This is a genomic window from Sphingomonas molluscorum, from assembly GCF_039522995.1.
GTDB classification, from domain to species: Bacteria; Pseudomonadota; Alphaproteobacteria; order Sphingomonadales; family Sphingomonadaceae; genus Sphingomonas; species Sphingomonas molluscorum.
Map to the genome: position 1 here is coordinate 906,854 of NZ_BAAAEL010000001.1, position 15,519 is coordinate 922,372.

A 15,519-nucleotide genomic window follows, 5' to 3' on the forward strand; every position below is an offset into this window, starting at 1 on the left:
CACGTCCTCAGGCATATCGGAACGGTTGGCTCTCCATTGCTTTTCCGGAAGTCCAGTCCGCGCACACCTCCCGGAACAGTGCCACGAACGTGCTTTGCAGCTGCGTCGGGTGCCAGTCGTCGCGGTGGGTGAGGCCGATGCTCCGGCGCAGCGTCTCGCCCGCGCCGGCGATCTCGACCAGCAGCCCCGCGCGCTGCTCGAACAGGAACTGGTCGCGCGACATCAGCGTCAGCCAGTCGTCCTCCAGCATCAGTCCCCGCAGCACCAGCACCGATCCGCACTCGATCCGCAGCCGCGGCGGCTCCAGCCCGCGATCGACGAACATCCGCTCCCAGCGCGCGCGCACCGGCGCCCCTTCCGCGGCGATGACCCACGGGAAATCCAATAGCCGTTCGAATGCGAAGCCGGGCTCGGCGCGTAGCGGGTGCCCGGCGCGCCCGACGATCACCGGATCGTCCAGGAACAGCGGCGCCTGCACCACGTCGCCCACCGGCAGCGGATCGCGCATCGCCCCGACCAGCAGGTCCAGGTCGCCCTGCCGAAGCGCCCCCAGCATCTCCAGATACGGCCCCTCGACCACGTTCACCGACGCACCCGGGTAGGCGCGGGCGAAGCGCGCCAGGGTCTGCGGCAGGAGGATCGCGCGGGCGAGCGGCATGGTGCCGACGGTGACGCGTCCCGCCCCCTGGTTGCGCAGCGCCTCCAGCTCATCCACGCCCGCCTGCAGCTCGGCACGCGCCAGCCTGGCGAAGCGCAGCAGCCGCACCGCCGCCCGGGTCGGCTGCACCGTGCGCCCCTGCCGGGTGAGCAGCGGCACGCCCAGCAGCTGCTCCAGTTCCCGCGCGGCACGATGCAGCGCCGGCTGCGACATGCCGGTGCGGGTGGAGGCGAGCGCGAAGCTCCCCGCCTCGTCCACCGCGATCAGCGCGCGCAGCTGGCCGAGCGTGATCCGCCGTTCCACGCGCGGCAGCGGCGGCAGGCGCGCGCCCCGCCGCACGCGATGTCCGCCGCGCGCCACATAGCCGAGCGCCCGCTCGATGCGCGCGGTCATCAGCCGCCCGGCCTCGGTGGGGCTCACGCCGCCGGGCTGGCGGTCGAACAATGCGTGGCCCAGCTGCGCCTCGACCTTGGCCACCGCCTGGGTCAGCGCCGGCTGCGACAGGTTCATGGCCTGGGACGCGGCGCTGATGCTTCCCAGCCGCGCCGCCTGCGCCACCGCATCCAGGTGCCGCAGGTTCATCTGAGCGAATGCGATCATGTGACACACTTCAGCACAGCTTATGGCTCGTGCGCAAATCCACGTCCCCGATTCCGGAACGGCGGCCTAGAGAGCGGCGCAACGAGTTTGTCGAAGGAGCCAGGATGCCCAGCGTCGTCACCACCGTAGAACGCGCAGATCCGGCCGTCGTCGCCGGTCTCGCCCATGCCGGCGTCGCCACCGTGCACGAGGCGCAGGGCCGCATCGGCCTGCTCGGCAGCCGCCTGCGCCCCATCTATTCCGGCGCGCGCATCGCCGGCTGTGCGGTCACCGTGTCGGTGCCGCCGGGCGACAATTGGATGATGCACGTCGCCATCGAGCAAGTAAAAGAAGGCGATATCCTGGTGGTGGCACCGACCTCCCCGTGCGAGGACGGCTATTTCGGTGACCTGCTCGCCACCTCCGCCCTGGCGCGCGGCTGCCGCGGGCTGGTGATCGACGCAGGCGTGCGCGACGTGCGCGACCTGACCGAGATGGGCTTCCCCGTCTGGTCGCGCGCGATCTCGGCGCAGGGCACGGTCAAGGAGACGCTGGGATCGGTCAACGTGCCGATCGTCTGCGCCGGCGAGCTGGTGAACGCGGGCGACGTGATCGTCGCCGACGACGACGGCGTCTGCGTGGTCCGCCGCACCGATGCCGCGGCGGTGCTCGAGAAGGCCCAGGCGCGCGAGGCCAAGGAAGCCGAGAAGCGCGAGCGGCTGGCCAAGGGCGAACTCGGCCTCGACATCTATGCGATGCGCGAGCGGCTGGAACAGAAGGGCCTTCGCTATGTCTGAGGGCATTCGCGCGATGTGGATGCGCGGCGGCACGTCCAAGGGCGGCTTCTTCCTCGCCGAAGACCTGCCCGCGGAGCCGGCCGCACGCGACGCCTTCCTGCTGCGCGCCTTCGGCTCGCCCGATCCCCGCCAGATCGACGGCATGGGCGGCGCCGACCCGCTGACGTCCAAGGTCGCGGTCGTCTCGCGCTCGGCGCACGAAGGCGCCGACGTCGACTATCTGTTCCTGCAGGTGTTCGTCGACCAGACGATCGTCACCGATGCGCAGAACTGCGGCAACATGCTCGCCGGCGTCGGCCCGTTCGCGATCGAGCGCGGGCTGGTCGAGGCGCAGGACGGCGAGACCCCGGTCTCGATCTTCATGGTCAACACCGGCAAGCTCGCCACCGCGACCGTCCGCACCCCCGGCGGCACCGTCACCTATGAAGGCGACGCCCGCATCGACGGCGTGCCCGGCACCGCCGCGCCGGTGCCGCTCGCCTTTGCCGACATCGCCGGCTCCAGCTGCGGCGCGCTGCTCCCCACCGGCAACGCCGTGGACGTGATCGGGGGCGTGGAGACCACGCTGATCGACAACGGCATGCCCTGCGTGGTGCTGCGGGCCGCCGATGTCGGCATCACCGGCTATGAGGATCGCGAGACCCTCGACGCCGACGAGTCGCTCAAGGCGCGGATCGAGGCGATCCGGCTGGAGGCTGGGCCGATGATGAACCTGGGCGATGTCGCCGACCAATCGGTGCCCAAGATGATGCTGGTCGCCGCCCCGCGACACGGCGGCGCCATCAGCGTGCGCTCCTTCATCCCGCACCGCTGCCACGCCTCGATCGGCGTGCTGGGAGCCGTCAGCGTCGCCACCGCCTGCCTGATCGACGGATCGCCCGCGCACGCGCTGGCGGTGGTGCCGGAGGGCCGCTCCAAGACGCTCGACGTCGAACATCCGACCGGTGCCACCGGCTGCGTGATCGACGTGGACGAGCGCGGCACGATCACCGGCGCGGCCATGCTGCGCACCGCCCGCAAATTGTTCGACGGCATGTTGTTCGGCTGAACCGCCGCCCGCCGCCCCAACGAGAGATAAAAAGAATGACAAGCATAGGAGAGACGACGAAGCGGGCCGGACGGTTCGGCATCTTGGGCCAGCTGTGGTTCCAGGTGCTCGCCGGCACGGTGATCGGCATCCTGCTCGGCCACTTCGCACCCGGCACCGCCGTCGCGATGAAGCCGTTCGGCGACGCCTTCATCAAGCTGATCCGCATGATGATCGGCCCGATCATCTTCGTGACGGTCGTCCACGGCATCGCCGGCATGAACGACATGACCGCCGTGGGCCGGGTCGCGCTGAAGTCGATCCTCTATTTCGAGGTGATCACGATCATCGCGCTGGTCTTTGGCCTGGTCGCGGTCAACCTGTGGCAGCCGGGCGCGGGCATGAACATCGACGCCGCCGCGATCGATACCGCCTCGATCCAGGGCTATGTCGCCTCCGCCCACGACCAGTCGATCACCAGCTATCTGATGGCGATCATCCCCGACACCTTCGTGAGCGCGCTGACCGAGGCGCATGTGCTGCAGGTGCTGTTCGTGGCGGTGCTGTTCGGCATCGCCATCGCCTCCATCGGCGAGCGCGCGAAGCCCGTCATCGACGTGATCGACAGCGCGTCGCAGGGCTTCTTCCGGATCATCGGCTACATCATGTATTTCGCGCCGCTGGGCGCGTTCGGCGCGATCGCCTTCACCGTCGGCCAGTTCGGCACCGCCTCGCTGCTGTCGCTGGGCGAGCTGATCCTGGAGTTCTTCGTCGTCTGCGCCCTGTTCACCGCGGTGGTGCTGGGCGGCGTCGCCTGGTGGTGCGGCGTCAGCCTGTGGCGCCTGCTCGGCTATCTGTGGGACGAGATCGTCGTGGTCGCCGCCACCACCTCGACCGAGACGGTGCTGCCGCGCCTCATCCAGAAGATGCAGAAGGTCGGCTGCGAGGAAAGCGTCGTCGGCTTCGTGATCCCCGCGGGCTATTCGTTCAACCTCGATGGCACCTGCCTCTATCTCACCACCGTCGCGGTGTTCCTGGCGCAGGCGACCAACACCCACCTGACCTTCGGCCACGAGCTGGCGCTGATCGCGGTGCTGCTGCTCACGTCCAAGGGCGCGGCGGGCATCGCCGGTGCGGCCTTCGTGGTGCTGGCCGCGACACTCAACACCACGGGCGTCATCCCGGTCGCCAGCATCGCGCTGATCCTGGGCATCCACCGCATCCTCGCCGAAGGGCTCACCTTCGTGAACCTGATCGGCAATGCGCTCGCCACCGTCGTGATCGCCAAGTGGGAGGGCAAGCTCGACGAACGCACCCTCGCCGCCACCATCGGCACGCGCAAGCTGCGCGCCAAGCACAACATCGCCGCCGCCTGATCCGGCTGCGACGACCATGACAACCGGCCGCGGCGCGAACGCGGCCGGACAGGAGATTTCGATGCCCGTTCTGACCACCACCGCAGCCGCGCTGCTGCTCGCCGGACAGGCGCAGGCGGCGCCGCTGCCGCCCGACACGCGCGACGTGCCCGCCACCGCCACCCCCACCACCAGCGCACCGCCGCTGACCGGGGAGGGCGAGCGCGAGAGCGGCCGCGATGCCGCCGCCGCCTTCTCCCCGGGCGCAACCCAAGCCGCCCCCGCCGACCAGAGCAAGGCGCCCACCGGCTTCGCGCGGTTCCAGCGGAACAACGCGATCGGCAAGGCGCTACGCTCGCTCAACGACCAGGGCGTCGATCTCACGCTCGACTTCGTCGGCAACGTCGCCGCCAATCCGATCGGCGGCGTGCGCCACGGCAGCGCGGAATCGCACTGGGTGATGGCCGCTGCCGACATCGATCTCGAAAAGGCGCTCGGCTGGTCCGACACCAAGCTCCACGTCCAGGGCGCCTGGTTCACCGGCGACAGCCTGGGACGCGATTCGATCGGAAACTCGATCAGCTTCCAGCAGACGTGGCGGCCCGTCTCCGGCCCTCGCCTCACCCAGCTCAACATCGAGCATGATTTCGGCAAGCTCAACCTGATGGTGGGGCGCGCGGCGGTGAACAGCTATTTCAACAACTCGCCGCTCAACTGCGCGTTCATGAGCAACACCAGCTGCCTCACCGCCTATGGCGCGATCAGCGACATCGGCATCACCGCCTATCCGAACTCGTCCTGGGCGGCCAAGGCGCGCTATGCGATCGACGACCGCTGGTACGTCCAGACCGGCGCCTTCGAATACAACAACGACCTCAACGCCAAGGGCAAGGGCGGGCTCGACTTCTCGCTCGGCAAGGGAACGGGCGTGCTGATCCCCGGCGAAGTCGGCTACCAGACCAGCTTCGCGCAGGAGCGCCTGCCGCGTCGCTACCGCCTCGGCTTCTATCTCAACACCGACGGCGGCCAGAGCCCCTATTTTGACGCGAACGGCAATTCCGCGGCGCTGAGCGGCCTTCCCCGCGCCGGGCGCGGCGGCAACCGGCTGGGCCTGTATGCGATGGCGGACCAGACGGTGGCGCGCGCGCAAGGCGCCAGCAAGCGCAACCTGGCGCTGTTCGGCCGCTTCTTCCTCAACGCCGGCAACGTCCAGTCGATCGACTGGTTCGCCTCGGCCGGGTTCGTGAAGACCGGGACGTTCAAGGGCCGCGACAACGACACGATCGGCCTGCTCGTCACCAACACGCATTTCAGCGACCAGCAGATCGCCTATCTCCGCGACCTGCGCGCCAAGGCGGGCGGCACCGGATCGCCCGAGGCGAACGAGATCATCACCGAACTGAACTATGGCTGGGCGGCGCTGCCCGGGCTCCGGATCATGCCCAACGTCCAGTACGTCATCAATCCGGACCCGATCTATGCGACCAGCCGCAAGACCGACATTCCGGATGCCGTGGTGCTGGGCCTGCGCGTCGACGTGCACCTGGCGCAGCTGTTCGGAGGCTAGGCCCCGCCTGGGGCGGACCCGACCCGCAGCAGCACGCGCAAAGCCTCTCGCGGTCAGGCGCAGCGCCCCGGGGGCAATCCCCCGGGGCGCTGCCGGTTACGCCCGCAGCTGCTTCACCGCATGGTCGGCCGCACGCGCGGTCATCGCCATGTAGGTCAGCGACGGGTTGACGCAGGACGCCGACGCCATCTGCGCGCCGTCCGTCACATAGAGGTTGGACGCGTCGTGCGCCTGGTTCCAGCCGTTCAACACCGAGGTGCGGGGGTCGGCGCCCATGCGCGCGCCGCCCATCTCGTGGATGGCGTCGCCGGGCACATGCTCGCCCTCCCAGCTGCGCACGTTGAGGAGGCCGGCGCCCTTCAGCATCGCCTCGCCCTGCACCCGCGCGTCCGCCATCATCTTGAGCTCGTTCTCGCGGAAGCGCACGTCGAAGCGCATCAGCGGGATCCCGAACCGGTCCACCTTGCTGGCGTGGAGCGAGACGCGGTTGTCCTTGTACGGCAGGCATTCGCCGAACGCGCCCATGCTGAACTTCCACGGCGCATAGCGGCGCAGGCCCTGCTTCATCGACGCGCCGAAGCCGACCGGCGGTGACGGGTCGCGGCTGGCGCTGCCCTGATAGCCATAGCCCCGCCTGAAGCCCACGCCCTCCTCGCCGCCGATGTTGCGGAAACGCGGGATATAGACGCCGCCCGGACGCCGGCCATATTCGATCAAATCGGTCATGCCGGGGATCTCGCCCGACACGCCCACGCGGAAGATATGGTCCATCACATAGCGGCCCAGCGTCCCGCTGCTGTCGAAGTGGCTGCGCTCGCTTCCCGGCGCGCGCGAGTTCATCAGGATCTGGACCGACGCCATCGCCGATGCGCAGACGAACACCAGATCCGCCGACACCGTCTGCGCTTGGCCCGTCTTGGCATCGACATAGCGCACGCCCGTCACCCGCTTGCGCGCGGAATCATATTCGACGTTGGTGACCACCGCGTCCGACTGGAGCGTCAGCCGCCCGGTCGCGCGCGCCGCCGGCAGCGTCACCGCCTGGGTCGAGAAATAGGCCCCAAACGAGCAGCCGTTGCTGCACTGGTTGCGCATCTGGCACTTGGTGCGGTTCTGCTCGGGCTTGTCCTCGGTCAGGTTCGACAGGCGGGTGTGGATCAGCTTGCGGCCCGGGAACTTCGTCTCCAGCCGCTGCTTCAGCCACTGCTCCGCGACGTTCATCGGCATCGGCGGCTGGAACTCGCTGTCCGGCAGATAGGGCAGGTTCTCGCGCGAGCCGGATACGCCGACATACTTCTCGACATAGCTGTACCAGGGGGCGACGTCGTCATAACCGATCGGCCAGGCGCCATCGATGCCGTCGCGCTTGTTCGCCTCGAAGTCCTCGGGCGCCCAGCGGAAGCTCCACCGGCCCCAGATCAGCGACTTGCCGCCCACCGCGCCCGGGCGGATCCAGTAGAACTTGTCCCCCTCGTCATAGGCATAGGGGTTCTGCCGGTCGTCGTTGTAGAAGCGCTGGTTGCTGGGCTGCACATAGCCGTGGCGCGCGATGAAGTAATTGCTGTCCATCACCGGCTTGGGCATGATGTTGCGCGCCGGCACCTCGAACGCGGGCTTGCCGTCGTACGGATAGCCCTCGCCATGCTCGACCATGACGCCCCGGTCGAGCATCAGGACGCGCAGCCCCTTTTCGGTCAGTTCCTTGGCGGCGAAGCCTCCGCTCACGCCCGATCCGATGACGATCGCGTCGAACCTGTTGGTCGAAGCCATGATGTTGTTCCCCTGCCCGTACGTGCTCAGAACCGCAGCGCGCGGAGCGTCTTGAAGCTGGTGGTGATGTCCGGAAGATAGGGCGCGGGCGCCTCGTCGTTCTCGACATAGAAGTGGCGGACCCCGGCGCTTCCCTTCAGGCGGAACAGCGCGGCGAAGTCGGTCTTGCCCTGGCCCACGGCGGTCATGCTGCGGTCGGCGCGCATGTCCTTGACGTGATAGGCATAGATGCGGCGGTTCAGCCGCTCGATCAGCCCGGCCACGTCCTCGCCCGCGTGTGCTGCCCAGTAGAGGTCGAGCTCCACCTGCACCAGCGACGGGTCGGTCTCCTCGATCAGCCGGTCGAACAGGCTCTTGCCGCCCGGCTTCACCGTGAATTCGAAGTCGTGGTTGTGGTAGGCAAAGCCCAGCCCCGCCTTCTTCAACTCGGCGCCGAAGCGCGCGATGTTGGGCAGCGCCGCCTTCCACCCGGCTTCTGTGCGGTGCTGGTCCGTCATGTACGGCAGCACCACCGTGTCGGCGCCCAAGGTCTTCGCCATGGTCACCGATCGCTCGAACTGGCCGAGCAGCGCGTCATAGCCGATGTGCACCGACGGCGCGCGCAGCCCCAGCCGGTCCATCGTCCGGCGCAGCAGCGCATGATCCATCGCGTCATAGCCGCCGCCGCCGAACTCGACCTCGCGATAGCCGATGCGCGCCACCTGCCCCAGCGTCGCCACCGGGTCCTTCTGGAAGAGCTCGCGCACGGTGTAGAGCTGGAGCCCCACCGCCGGGATCTGGGCTGCATGGGCGGCCGGGATGATCCGGTTCGACAGGGCGATGGCCGCGGCGCCCCCGGCGCCCGCGAGCAGGGTACGGCGGCTGATCATGCGCTGTAGACCTTGTTGACTTGGGAATAGGGGAAGGCGCCGTTGTATTCGCCCGGCACCGGCAGATATTCGCGCTCCTGGGTGATGCCGATCTCCGACGTGTAATAGCCGGTGATCACCATCTGGCGCATCGCTTCGAAGAAGTCCTTGCCGCCCGGGATCTGGCCGTTCATCGCCAGCGTCAGCAGCGCATCCTGCTGCTCGGGCGTCGCCTTGGCGGCGGAGACCTTATAGTCCTTCAGGCTGCGGGCTTCGACCGCCTCCAGCCCGGCCAGGATCGGCTTGCGATCGTCCGGCACGCCCCAATCGGCGAGCAGCTTTTCGATGAACATCGGCACGCCCGCTGCGATCGCGCCCGGCGTGTCGGTGGTCGGGATGATCCGCTCGCTCAGCGCCGTCACCAGCGCGCGCTGGTCGGGTGTGAAGACGGCCGTGCTCGGCGGGCCGTCGGAGATCACCGGCACCCGCGATGCCTGGGCCGCACCGGCCGCGCGCGCGATCGGCGCGAACAGTCCCGCCCCGAACATCGTGACGACGCCGGCAAGCGCCGTTCTGCGATCGATCACTTGGCCTCTCCTCCCGTGGTGCGAAGCATTCGTGCCTCCCCTTCTTATTGTGCGTCGATTTCCCGATAGGCGGCGATCAGCCGGTCCTCGCCGGCGCGGCCCTTGACCGAATTGCCGTGCTCCATGCCGATCACCCCGGCATAGCGGCGCTGGCGCAGCCACCGGACGATGTTGGCGTAATGGATCTCGCCGGTGCCGGGCTCGTTGCGCCCGGGATTGTCGCCGAACTGCATATAGCCGATCTCGCTCCAGCAGGCGTCCATCACCGGGATCAGGTTCCCGGACTGGATCTGCTCGTGGTAGAGGTCGGCCAGGATCTTCACGCCCGGGCTGTTGGCGCCGCGCGCCACGGCATAGCCCTGGGCGATGCTCTGCATGTAGACGCCGGGATGGTTGGTGCGCGTGTTGAGCGGCTCCATTACCATCGCGATGCCGTGGGGTGCGACGATGTCGCCGGCGCGGCGCATGACGTCGATCACCCGCGCGGTCTGGATCTCCACCGGCACCTTGGGGTCCATGAAGCCGGTGACCACCGTCATCCGCGTCGCATTCAGGCGCTTGGCGACGTCGATGGCGCTGCGGACGTCGGCCAGGAACGCCTCGCGCTCGGCGCCGTCGTTGGCACCCAGCAGCGGCCGCGACTGCGACCATTTCGGCATGCTGGCGACGAACACGCCCATCGCCATGCCGCGCTGCTGCAGCGCCTTGGCCATGCGCTGCTGTTCCGCGACCGGCCGGCTGCGCGCCTCATTGTCTTCCCAGGCGGTGAAGCCCTGGTCGGCGGCATAGGCGATCTGCTCGAGCAGGCCGCCGCGGCTGGCGAAGCTGCCCTCGTGCGGCGCATAGCCGAGCGAAAAGCGGGCGGCGTTGGAGCCGCCGCCGCCCTGCGCCAGGCCGGCGCTCGCCGCGAGCGGCGCGACCGCGCCGGCAGCCAGCACGGTGCGACGCGAGACCGTCATGCCCCCCGCCCGATCATTTGCCGCCCTGCGCCTTCAGGAACGCGATGATCGCCTTGCGCTTGGCGGCGTCGGCCATGCCGATCGGCATGCGCGTGCCCGGCACCTTCTTGGTCGGCGCGGCCAGGAACTGGTCCAGCGTCGCCTCGTCCCAGCGCAGCTTCGACGCCTTCATGGCGTTGGAATAGTTGAAGCCCGGCACCGCGGCCGCGGGCCGGCCGACCACGCCGTTCAGGTTCGGCCCGACGCCGTTGCGGCCACCCTTGTCGACCGTGTGGCAGGCCTTGCACGCGGCAAAGGCCGGCGGCGGCGCGGTCTGCGCGACGGCCGGTGCCGCGGTGACGGCCAGCATCGCTGCCGCCGCCCCCAGGCTGATGATACGCTTCATACACTCTCTCCCGGATCGATGCTGGTCCACTTCCGGTCCGAGGCCGCATTGGCGACCACGGCCTCGACGAATTTCATGGTGCGAAGCCCGTCGCCGACCCCGGGGAACCACCGCTCCCCTTCGCCACGGATCGCCGCCGCGAAGCCACGGTAGAGGTTGGCGAACGCCTCGACATAGCCCTCGGGATGCCCCGCGGGCGTGCGCAGCAGCCCGCTCGCACCGTCGCTCAAGCCCGGCCCGCCCGCGCGCAGGATCTCCGCCGGCCGGTCGAGCCAGCGCAGCGTCAGCGTGTTGGGCTCCATCTGCGCCCATTCCAGCCCGCCGCGCTCGCCATGGATGCGCAGCTTCAGGCCATTTTCCTCGCCGGCCGCGACCTGGCTCGCCTTCAGCGTGCCGCGCGCGCCGCCCTCGAAGCGCAGCAGCGCGCTCACGTCGTCGTCGAGCCGGCGCCCCGGCACATGGATGGTCAGGTCCGCCGCCACCGCCTCGGCGCGCAGGCCGGAGACATGCTCGGCGAGTTGGAACGCATGGGTGGCGATGTCGCCCAGGCAGCCGCCGATCCCGGCCCGCGCCGGGTCGGTGCGCCACTCGGCCTGCTTGTTGCCGGCCTCGTCGATCGGCGCGCTCAGCCAGCCCTGGAGATATTCGACCTGCACCAGACGGATCGCGCCCAGGTCGCCGCGCGCGATGCGCGCCCGCGCCTCCTCGACCAGCGCATAGCCGCTGTAGGTGAAGGCCAGCGCGAACGTCCGCCCGCTCGCCTCGGCCGCCGCCGCGATCGCCTCCGCCTCGGCGACGCTCATCGCCATCGGCTTTTCGCAGAACACGTGGAAGCCCACCTCGAGCGCGGCGATCGCCATCGGCGCGTGGAGATGGTTCGGCGTTACGATCGCCAGCGCATCGATGCGCACTTCCGCCGGCAGCGCACGCTCGCCTGCCAGCAGGGCATCGAGCGAGTCATAGACGCGCGCGGGATCGAGCCCCAGTTGCTCGCCGGTGCGGGTGTTGCGCCCCGCATCGGTGCTGAACGCCCCTGCGGTCAGCCGCCAGTCGCCATCCAGCGCGGCGGCCATGCGATGCACGGCGCCGATGAACGCGCCCTCGCCGCCACCCACCATGCCGAGCCGGAGCGGCTGCCGCATCACTCGCCGCCTTCCTTCAGGCCCAGCAGCGATCGGATCGCGGCCCGGTCGACGCCGCTCGCAGCGAAATCGTCGAACGGCCGCTCGGTCACGTGGATGATATGGTCGCGGATGAACGGCGCCCCCTCGCGCGCGCCATCCTCGGAACGCTTGAGCGCGCATTCCCACTCCAGCACCGCCCAACCTTTGTAGCCATATTGGGCAAGCTTGCTGAACACGCCGACGAAGTCGACCTGGCCGTCCCCGGTCGAGCGGAAGCGCCCGGCCCGGTTCACCCAGCTCTCATAGCCGCCATAGACGCCTGAGCGACCGGTCGGGTTGAACTCGGCATCCTTCACATGGAAGCACGCAATCCGGTCGTGATAGCGGTCGATGAAGTCGAGATAGTCGAGCTGCTGCAGCACATAGTGCGACGGATCGAACAGGATGCGCGCACGCGGGTGCTCGCCCACCGCCGCCAGGAACCGCTCCCACGACGCGCCGTCGTGAATGTCCTCGCCGGCGTGGATCTCGAACGCGCAGTCCACGCCCGCATCCTCGAACGCGTCCAGGATCGGCGTCCAGCGCCGCGCCAGTTCGGCAAACGCCTCCTCGACCAGCCCCGCGGGCCGCTGCGGCCAGGGATAGACATAGGGCCAGGCCAGCGCGCCCGAGAAGGTCGCATGCGCCGACAGCCCCAGGTTGGCGCTCGCCTTGGCGGCGAGCGTCACCTGCTCGACTGCCCAGGCCTGGCGCGCCTCGGGCTTGCCGTGCACCTCGGCCGGCGCGAAGCCGTCGAACAGCGCGTCATAGGCCGGGTGCACCGCCACCAACTGGCCCTGGAGATGCGTCGACAGTTCGGTCGGCTCGATCCCGAACCGCGCGAGCCGCCCGCGCAGCTCGTCGCAATAATCCTTGCTCTCGGCCGCGGTCTTCAGGTCGATCAGCCGCGGGTCGCACGGGATCTGCACCCCCACGAAGCCCAGGCCCGCGGCCCATTCGGCCAGCCCGTCCAGCGTATCGAACGGCGCGGTGTCGCCCAGGAACTGCGCCAGGAAGATGCCCGGCCCCTTCATCGCGGTCATGCGCGCGCCTCTCCCTTGGTCTCGTCGCGGAAGCTGATCTGGAACAGGATCGCGACCACCGCCGCCGCGATCGCGGGGTACCACCACATGTGCTGCCAGTCGGCGACGCTCGGCGTCTCGGGCAGCTGGGCATAGAGCAGGCCGCCGATCTGCGAGCCCAGCAACATGCCCACGCCATAGGTGAACAGCGTCAGCATCCCCTGCGCCTGCGCGTTGACGCCCTTGGGCGACGCGATGGTGCCGGTGTAGATCGCGCCCGCCACGAAGAAGAAGTCGTAGCACACGCCGTGCAGCGCCACGCCCAGGTAGATCGCCCACAGCGAGTCGCCCCCGTCGCCGATCGCGAACAGCGCATAGCGCACTGCCCAGGCGATCATGCCGACCAGCAGCAGCGGCTTCACCCCGAAGCGGCGATAGAGCCACGGCATGGAGAACATGAAGGCGAGCTCGGACATCTGCCCGATCGTCATGGTGCCGCCGACATTCTCGATGCCCGCCGTGCCGATATAGGCGGAGGCATAGGCGTAATACATCGCCAGCGGGATCGAGATCAGCGTCGCTGCCGCGATGAAGATCAGGAACGAGCGCTGGCGCATCAGGCCGAACGCCTCGACGCACAGCACCTGCCGGATCACGCTCTCGTCACGCGGCGCGTCCGCCTCCACATTGGGAAGGGTGGCGCTGTAGACCCCGAGCGCGATCGAGACGACGGCGGCGACGGTGAAGATCTGCGGGCTCGCCGACAGCCCCGCCCAGCCGATGATCAGCCCCGCCGCGATCCAGCCCAGCGTGCCGAACGCGCGCACGAACGGGAAACGATCGACCCGCTCGCCAAAGCTCTTGAGGGCGATGGTATTCGCCAGGCCGACGGTCGGCATGTAGAGGATCATGTAGCCCAGCAGCAGCCAGACGAAGCTGTCGCCATGCTCGGGCGTCACCAGCGAGGGCAGCACGAACAGCAGCACGCCGCCCACCAGGTGCAGGATCACCATCAGCATCTTGGGGCTGAAATAGCGCGCGGCCGCCATGCCGAGCAGGAACGAGCCCACGATCGAGGCGATCGGCCCCACCGAAAAGGCGTTGGCGATCAAATTGCCGATGCCCACGGTCTGCATCACCAGACCCAGGGTCACGTTCCACGCGCCCCAGACAAAGAACTGCATGAACATCAGGGCGCTCAGCCGCCCCGTCAGCATTCCCGACGCCGGGCGCACGTCACCCGTCAACGTCCCTTCGGCAGCGACCATGCGCTTATCCCCTCCGCCGCAGTTTTCCTGCTCTTGAGGACAGCCTAACAGCGCGAACCGCCATGTAAAGGATTACATCACCCGCTATCGACAGCGTACGCGGCACGCGACATGAAGTGGGCATGACGACGATCATCCAGGTCGCCGCCGTCGCCGGGGTGTCCACCGCCACGGTGTCGCGCGTGCTGAGCCAGCCTGCGCGCGTGGCCGAGCAGACGCGCCGGCGCGTGCTCGATGCCGTCGACGCGCTTGGCTACCAGCCAAATGTCGCCGCGCGCAGCCTGCGCACGCTGCGCGCGGCCAAGATCCTGCTGACCGTCCCGGACATCTCCAATCCCTTCTTCGCCAGCGTGATCCGTGGCGCGGAGGAGGCGGCGCGCGATGCCGGCTATTCGGTGGTGGTGGGCGACACCCGCCACGATCCGGAGGTGGAGGATCAATACGCCGACATGCTCTCGCGCCGCGAGGTCGACGGGCTGGTGTTCCTCGGGCATCGCCTGCCGGCCAGCCTCGCCCCGCTGCTCGCCGACCAGGGACCGGCGGCGCCGATCGTCAACGGCTGCGAATACAGCCCCGACATCGGCGTGCCGAGCGTCCACATCGACAACGCGGCCGCCAGCAGCGACGCGATGGAGCATCTGATCGCGCTCGGGCACCGCGATATCGGCGTGATCACCGGCCCGGCGATCAGCCCGATCAGCCGCGATCGCCTGACGGGCGCCCTGCGTGCCGCCGACCGCCACGGCCTCGGCGACCAGTTGCAGCTGCGTGCCGGCGACTATTCCGCCGCCTCCGCCTTCCAGCGCGCGGGCGAACTGCTTGCGGGCGGGGTCACCGCGATCTTCTGCTTCAGCGACGAGATGGCGATGGGGGCAATGAGCGCGATCGCCCAGGCAGGGTTCTCCTGTCCCGGCCAGGTCTCGGTGATCGGCTTCGACGACCTGCCCCTCGCCCGCTTCTTTTCGCCGCCGCTCACCACCATCGCCCAGCCCAAGGGCCTGATCGGCCAGCGCGCCGTGGAGCTGCTGGTCGACATCCTGCGCGGCAGCACCCCCGCCCGCCGCCAGCTGACCCTCACCCACGACCTCGTCATCCGCAACAGCACCGCCCCCGCCCGCCGCTAGCGACCGCCCGTGGTCGGCCGCAGCACCGCGACGATCCTCTGCGCACCCACGCAACACCAGCAAAGCAGCGAAACCGCGCCTGGCGCCCGCGCTCGAAAGACGCCGTCGATCCCGGGAACCACTTCATCGTACCCCGGCGGAGGCCGGGGCCCAGTTGCGGTGAGCCCTGTTGGGGAGCGCAGCGTATGAGGCAGGGTAGGTCTGACGCGCGCGAGCGAAGCGCCAAGGCTCGGACGCGCACGACCGCTCCCGTGCGCGATCGCCGCTTCAGGTCGTCCTCCACCGCCATGCCCCGGACGCAACAAAGCCCGCTGTCTTGCGACAAGCGGGCTTTGTTGTGTTGTGTGTTTGGTTGCGGGGACAGGATTTGAACCTGTGACCTTCAGGTTATGAGCCTGACGAGCTACCGG

14 protein-coding genes are annotated in these 15,519 nt (G+C 69.0%); 5 read left to right on the forward strand and 9 right to left on the reverse strand.

Annotated elements, in window-relative coordinates; genetic code table 11:
* Positions 1-7 precede the first annotated feature (7 nt).
* The gene (locus tag ABDZ92_RS04335) at positions 8-1,258 is read right to left on the reverse strand and encodes a LysR family transcriptional regulator (protein ID WP_125961329.1); all 1,251 of its coding nucleotides are present in this window, start codon (positions 1,256-1,258) and stop codon (positions 8-10) included.
* A gap of 104 nt (positions 1,259-1,362) precedes the next feature.
* Between ABDZ92_RS04335 and ABDZ92_RS04340 the strand changes: the two genes are divergently transcribed.
* The 4 genes from ABDZ92_RS04340 to ABDZ92_RS04355 all read left to right on the forward strand — a co-directional run bounded on the left by ABDZ92_RS04340 (position 1,363) and on the right by ABDZ92_RS04355 (position 5,983).
* Positions 1,363-2,034, forward strand: coding sequence for a 4-carboxy-4-hydroxy-2-oxoadipate aldolase/oxaloacetate decarboxylase (locus tag ABDZ92_RS04340; RefSeq protein WP_125961330.1), 672 nt, complete (start codon positions 1,363-1,365; stop codon positions 2,032-2,034).
* A complete protein-coding gene (locus ABDZ92_RS04345) occupies positions 2,027-3,082 on the forward strand; it encodes a 4-oxalomesaconate tautomerase (RefSeq protein WP_125961331.1) in 1,056 nt (351 codons plus the stop codon). The genes ABDZ92_RS04340 and ABDZ92_RS04345 overlap by 8 nt, the downstream gene beginning before the upstream one ends.
* Before the next feature lie 35 nt (positions 3,083-3,117).
* Positions 3,118-4,437, forward strand: a complete 1,320-nt coding sequence (gene dctA, locus ABDZ92_RS04350) for a C4-dicarboxylate transporter DctA (RefSeq protein ID WP_125961332.1) — start codon at positions 3,118-3,120, stop codon at positions 4,435-4,437.
* A gap of 61 nt (positions 4,438-4,498) precedes the next feature.
* Positions 4,499-5,983, forward strand: a complete 1,485-nt coding sequence (locus ABDZ92_RS04355) for a carbohydrate porin (RefSeq protein ID WP_164521301.1) — start codon at positions 4,499-4,501, stop codon at positions 5,981-5,983.
* A 96-nt stretch (positions 5,984-6,079) separates the two neighbouring features.
* Here the strand turns inward: ABDZ92_RS04355 and ABDZ92_RS04360 are convergent, their stop codons facing one another.
* The 8 genes from ABDZ92_RS04360 to ABDZ92_RS04395 are packed head-to-tail and all read right to left on the reverse strand — an operon-like array spanning position 6,080 to position 13,985.
* Positions 6,080-7,753, reverse strand: a complete 1,674-nt coding sequence (locus ABDZ92_RS04360) for a GMC family oxidoreductase (RefSeq protein WP_125961334.1) — start codon at positions 7,751-7,753, stop codon at positions 6,080-6,082.
* Positions 7,754-7,779: 26 nt separating this feature from the next.
* Entirely contained in the window at positions 7,780-8,622 is an 843-nt protein-coding gene (locus ABDZ92_RS04365; RefSeq protein WP_125961335.1) for a sugar phosphate isomerase/epimerase family protein, read from the reverse strand.
* Positions 8,619-9,188 carry a gluconate 2-dehydrogenase subunit 3 family protein gene (locus ABDZ92_RS04370; protein WP_125961336.1) on the reverse strand — a complete coding sequence of 190 codons (570 nt, stop codon included), beginning with the start codon at positions 9,186-9,188 and terminating at the stop codon, positions 8,619-8,621. Before ABDZ92_RS04370 ends, ABDZ92_RS04365 begins: the two co-directional genes overlap by 4 nt.
* 44 nt (positions 9,189-9,232) lie before the next feature.
* Positions 9,233-10,147, reverse strand: coding sequence for a hydroxypyruvate isomerase family protein (locus ABDZ92_RS04375; protein WP_125961337.1), 915 nt, complete (start codon positions 10,145-10,147; stop codon positions 9,233-9,235).
* Between the two features lie 13 nt (positions 10,148-10,160).
* Positions 10,161-10,532 carry a c-type cytochrome gene (locus ABDZ92_RS04380; protein ID WP_125961338.1) on the reverse strand — a complete coding sequence of 124 codons (372 nt, stop codon included), beginning with the start codon at positions 10,530-10,532 and terminating at the stop codon, positions 10,161-10,163.
* Positions 10,529-11,674, reverse strand: a complete 1,146-nt coding sequence (locus ABDZ92_RS04385; protein ID WP_206432220.1) for a Gfo/Idh/MocA family protein — start codon at positions 11,672-11,674, stop codon at positions 10,529-10,531. Before ABDZ92_RS04385 ends, ABDZ92_RS04380 begins: the two co-directional genes overlap by 4 nt.
* Positions 11,674-12,738 (reverse strand): sugar phosphate isomerase/epimerase family protein, encoded by a 1,065-nt coding sequence (locus ABDZ92_RS04390; RefSeq protein ID WP_125961339.1) that lies wholly within the window; start codon positions 12,736-12,738, stop codon positions 11,674-11,676. Before ABDZ92_RS04390 ends, ABDZ92_RS04385 begins: the two co-directional genes overlap by 1 nt.
* Positions 12,735-13,985: an MFS transporter gene (locus tag ABDZ92_RS04395; protein ID WP_125961340.1), complete on the reverse strand. Its 1,251-nt coding sequence runs from the start codon at positions 13,983-13,985 to the stop codon at positions 12,735-12,737. The genes ABDZ92_RS04390 and ABDZ92_RS04395 overlap by 4 nt, the downstream gene beginning before the upstream one ends.
* Positions 13,986-14,107: 122 nt before the next feature.
* Between ABDZ92_RS04395 and ABDZ92_RS04400 the strand changes: the two genes are divergently transcribed.
* Positions 14,108-15,109, forward strand: coding sequence for a LacI family DNA-binding transcriptional regulator (locus ABDZ92_RS04400; RefSeq protein WP_125961341.1), 1,002 nt, complete (start codon positions 14,108-14,110; stop codon positions 15,107-15,109).
* The last annotated feature ends 410 nt before the right edge of the window (positions 15,110-15,519 follow it).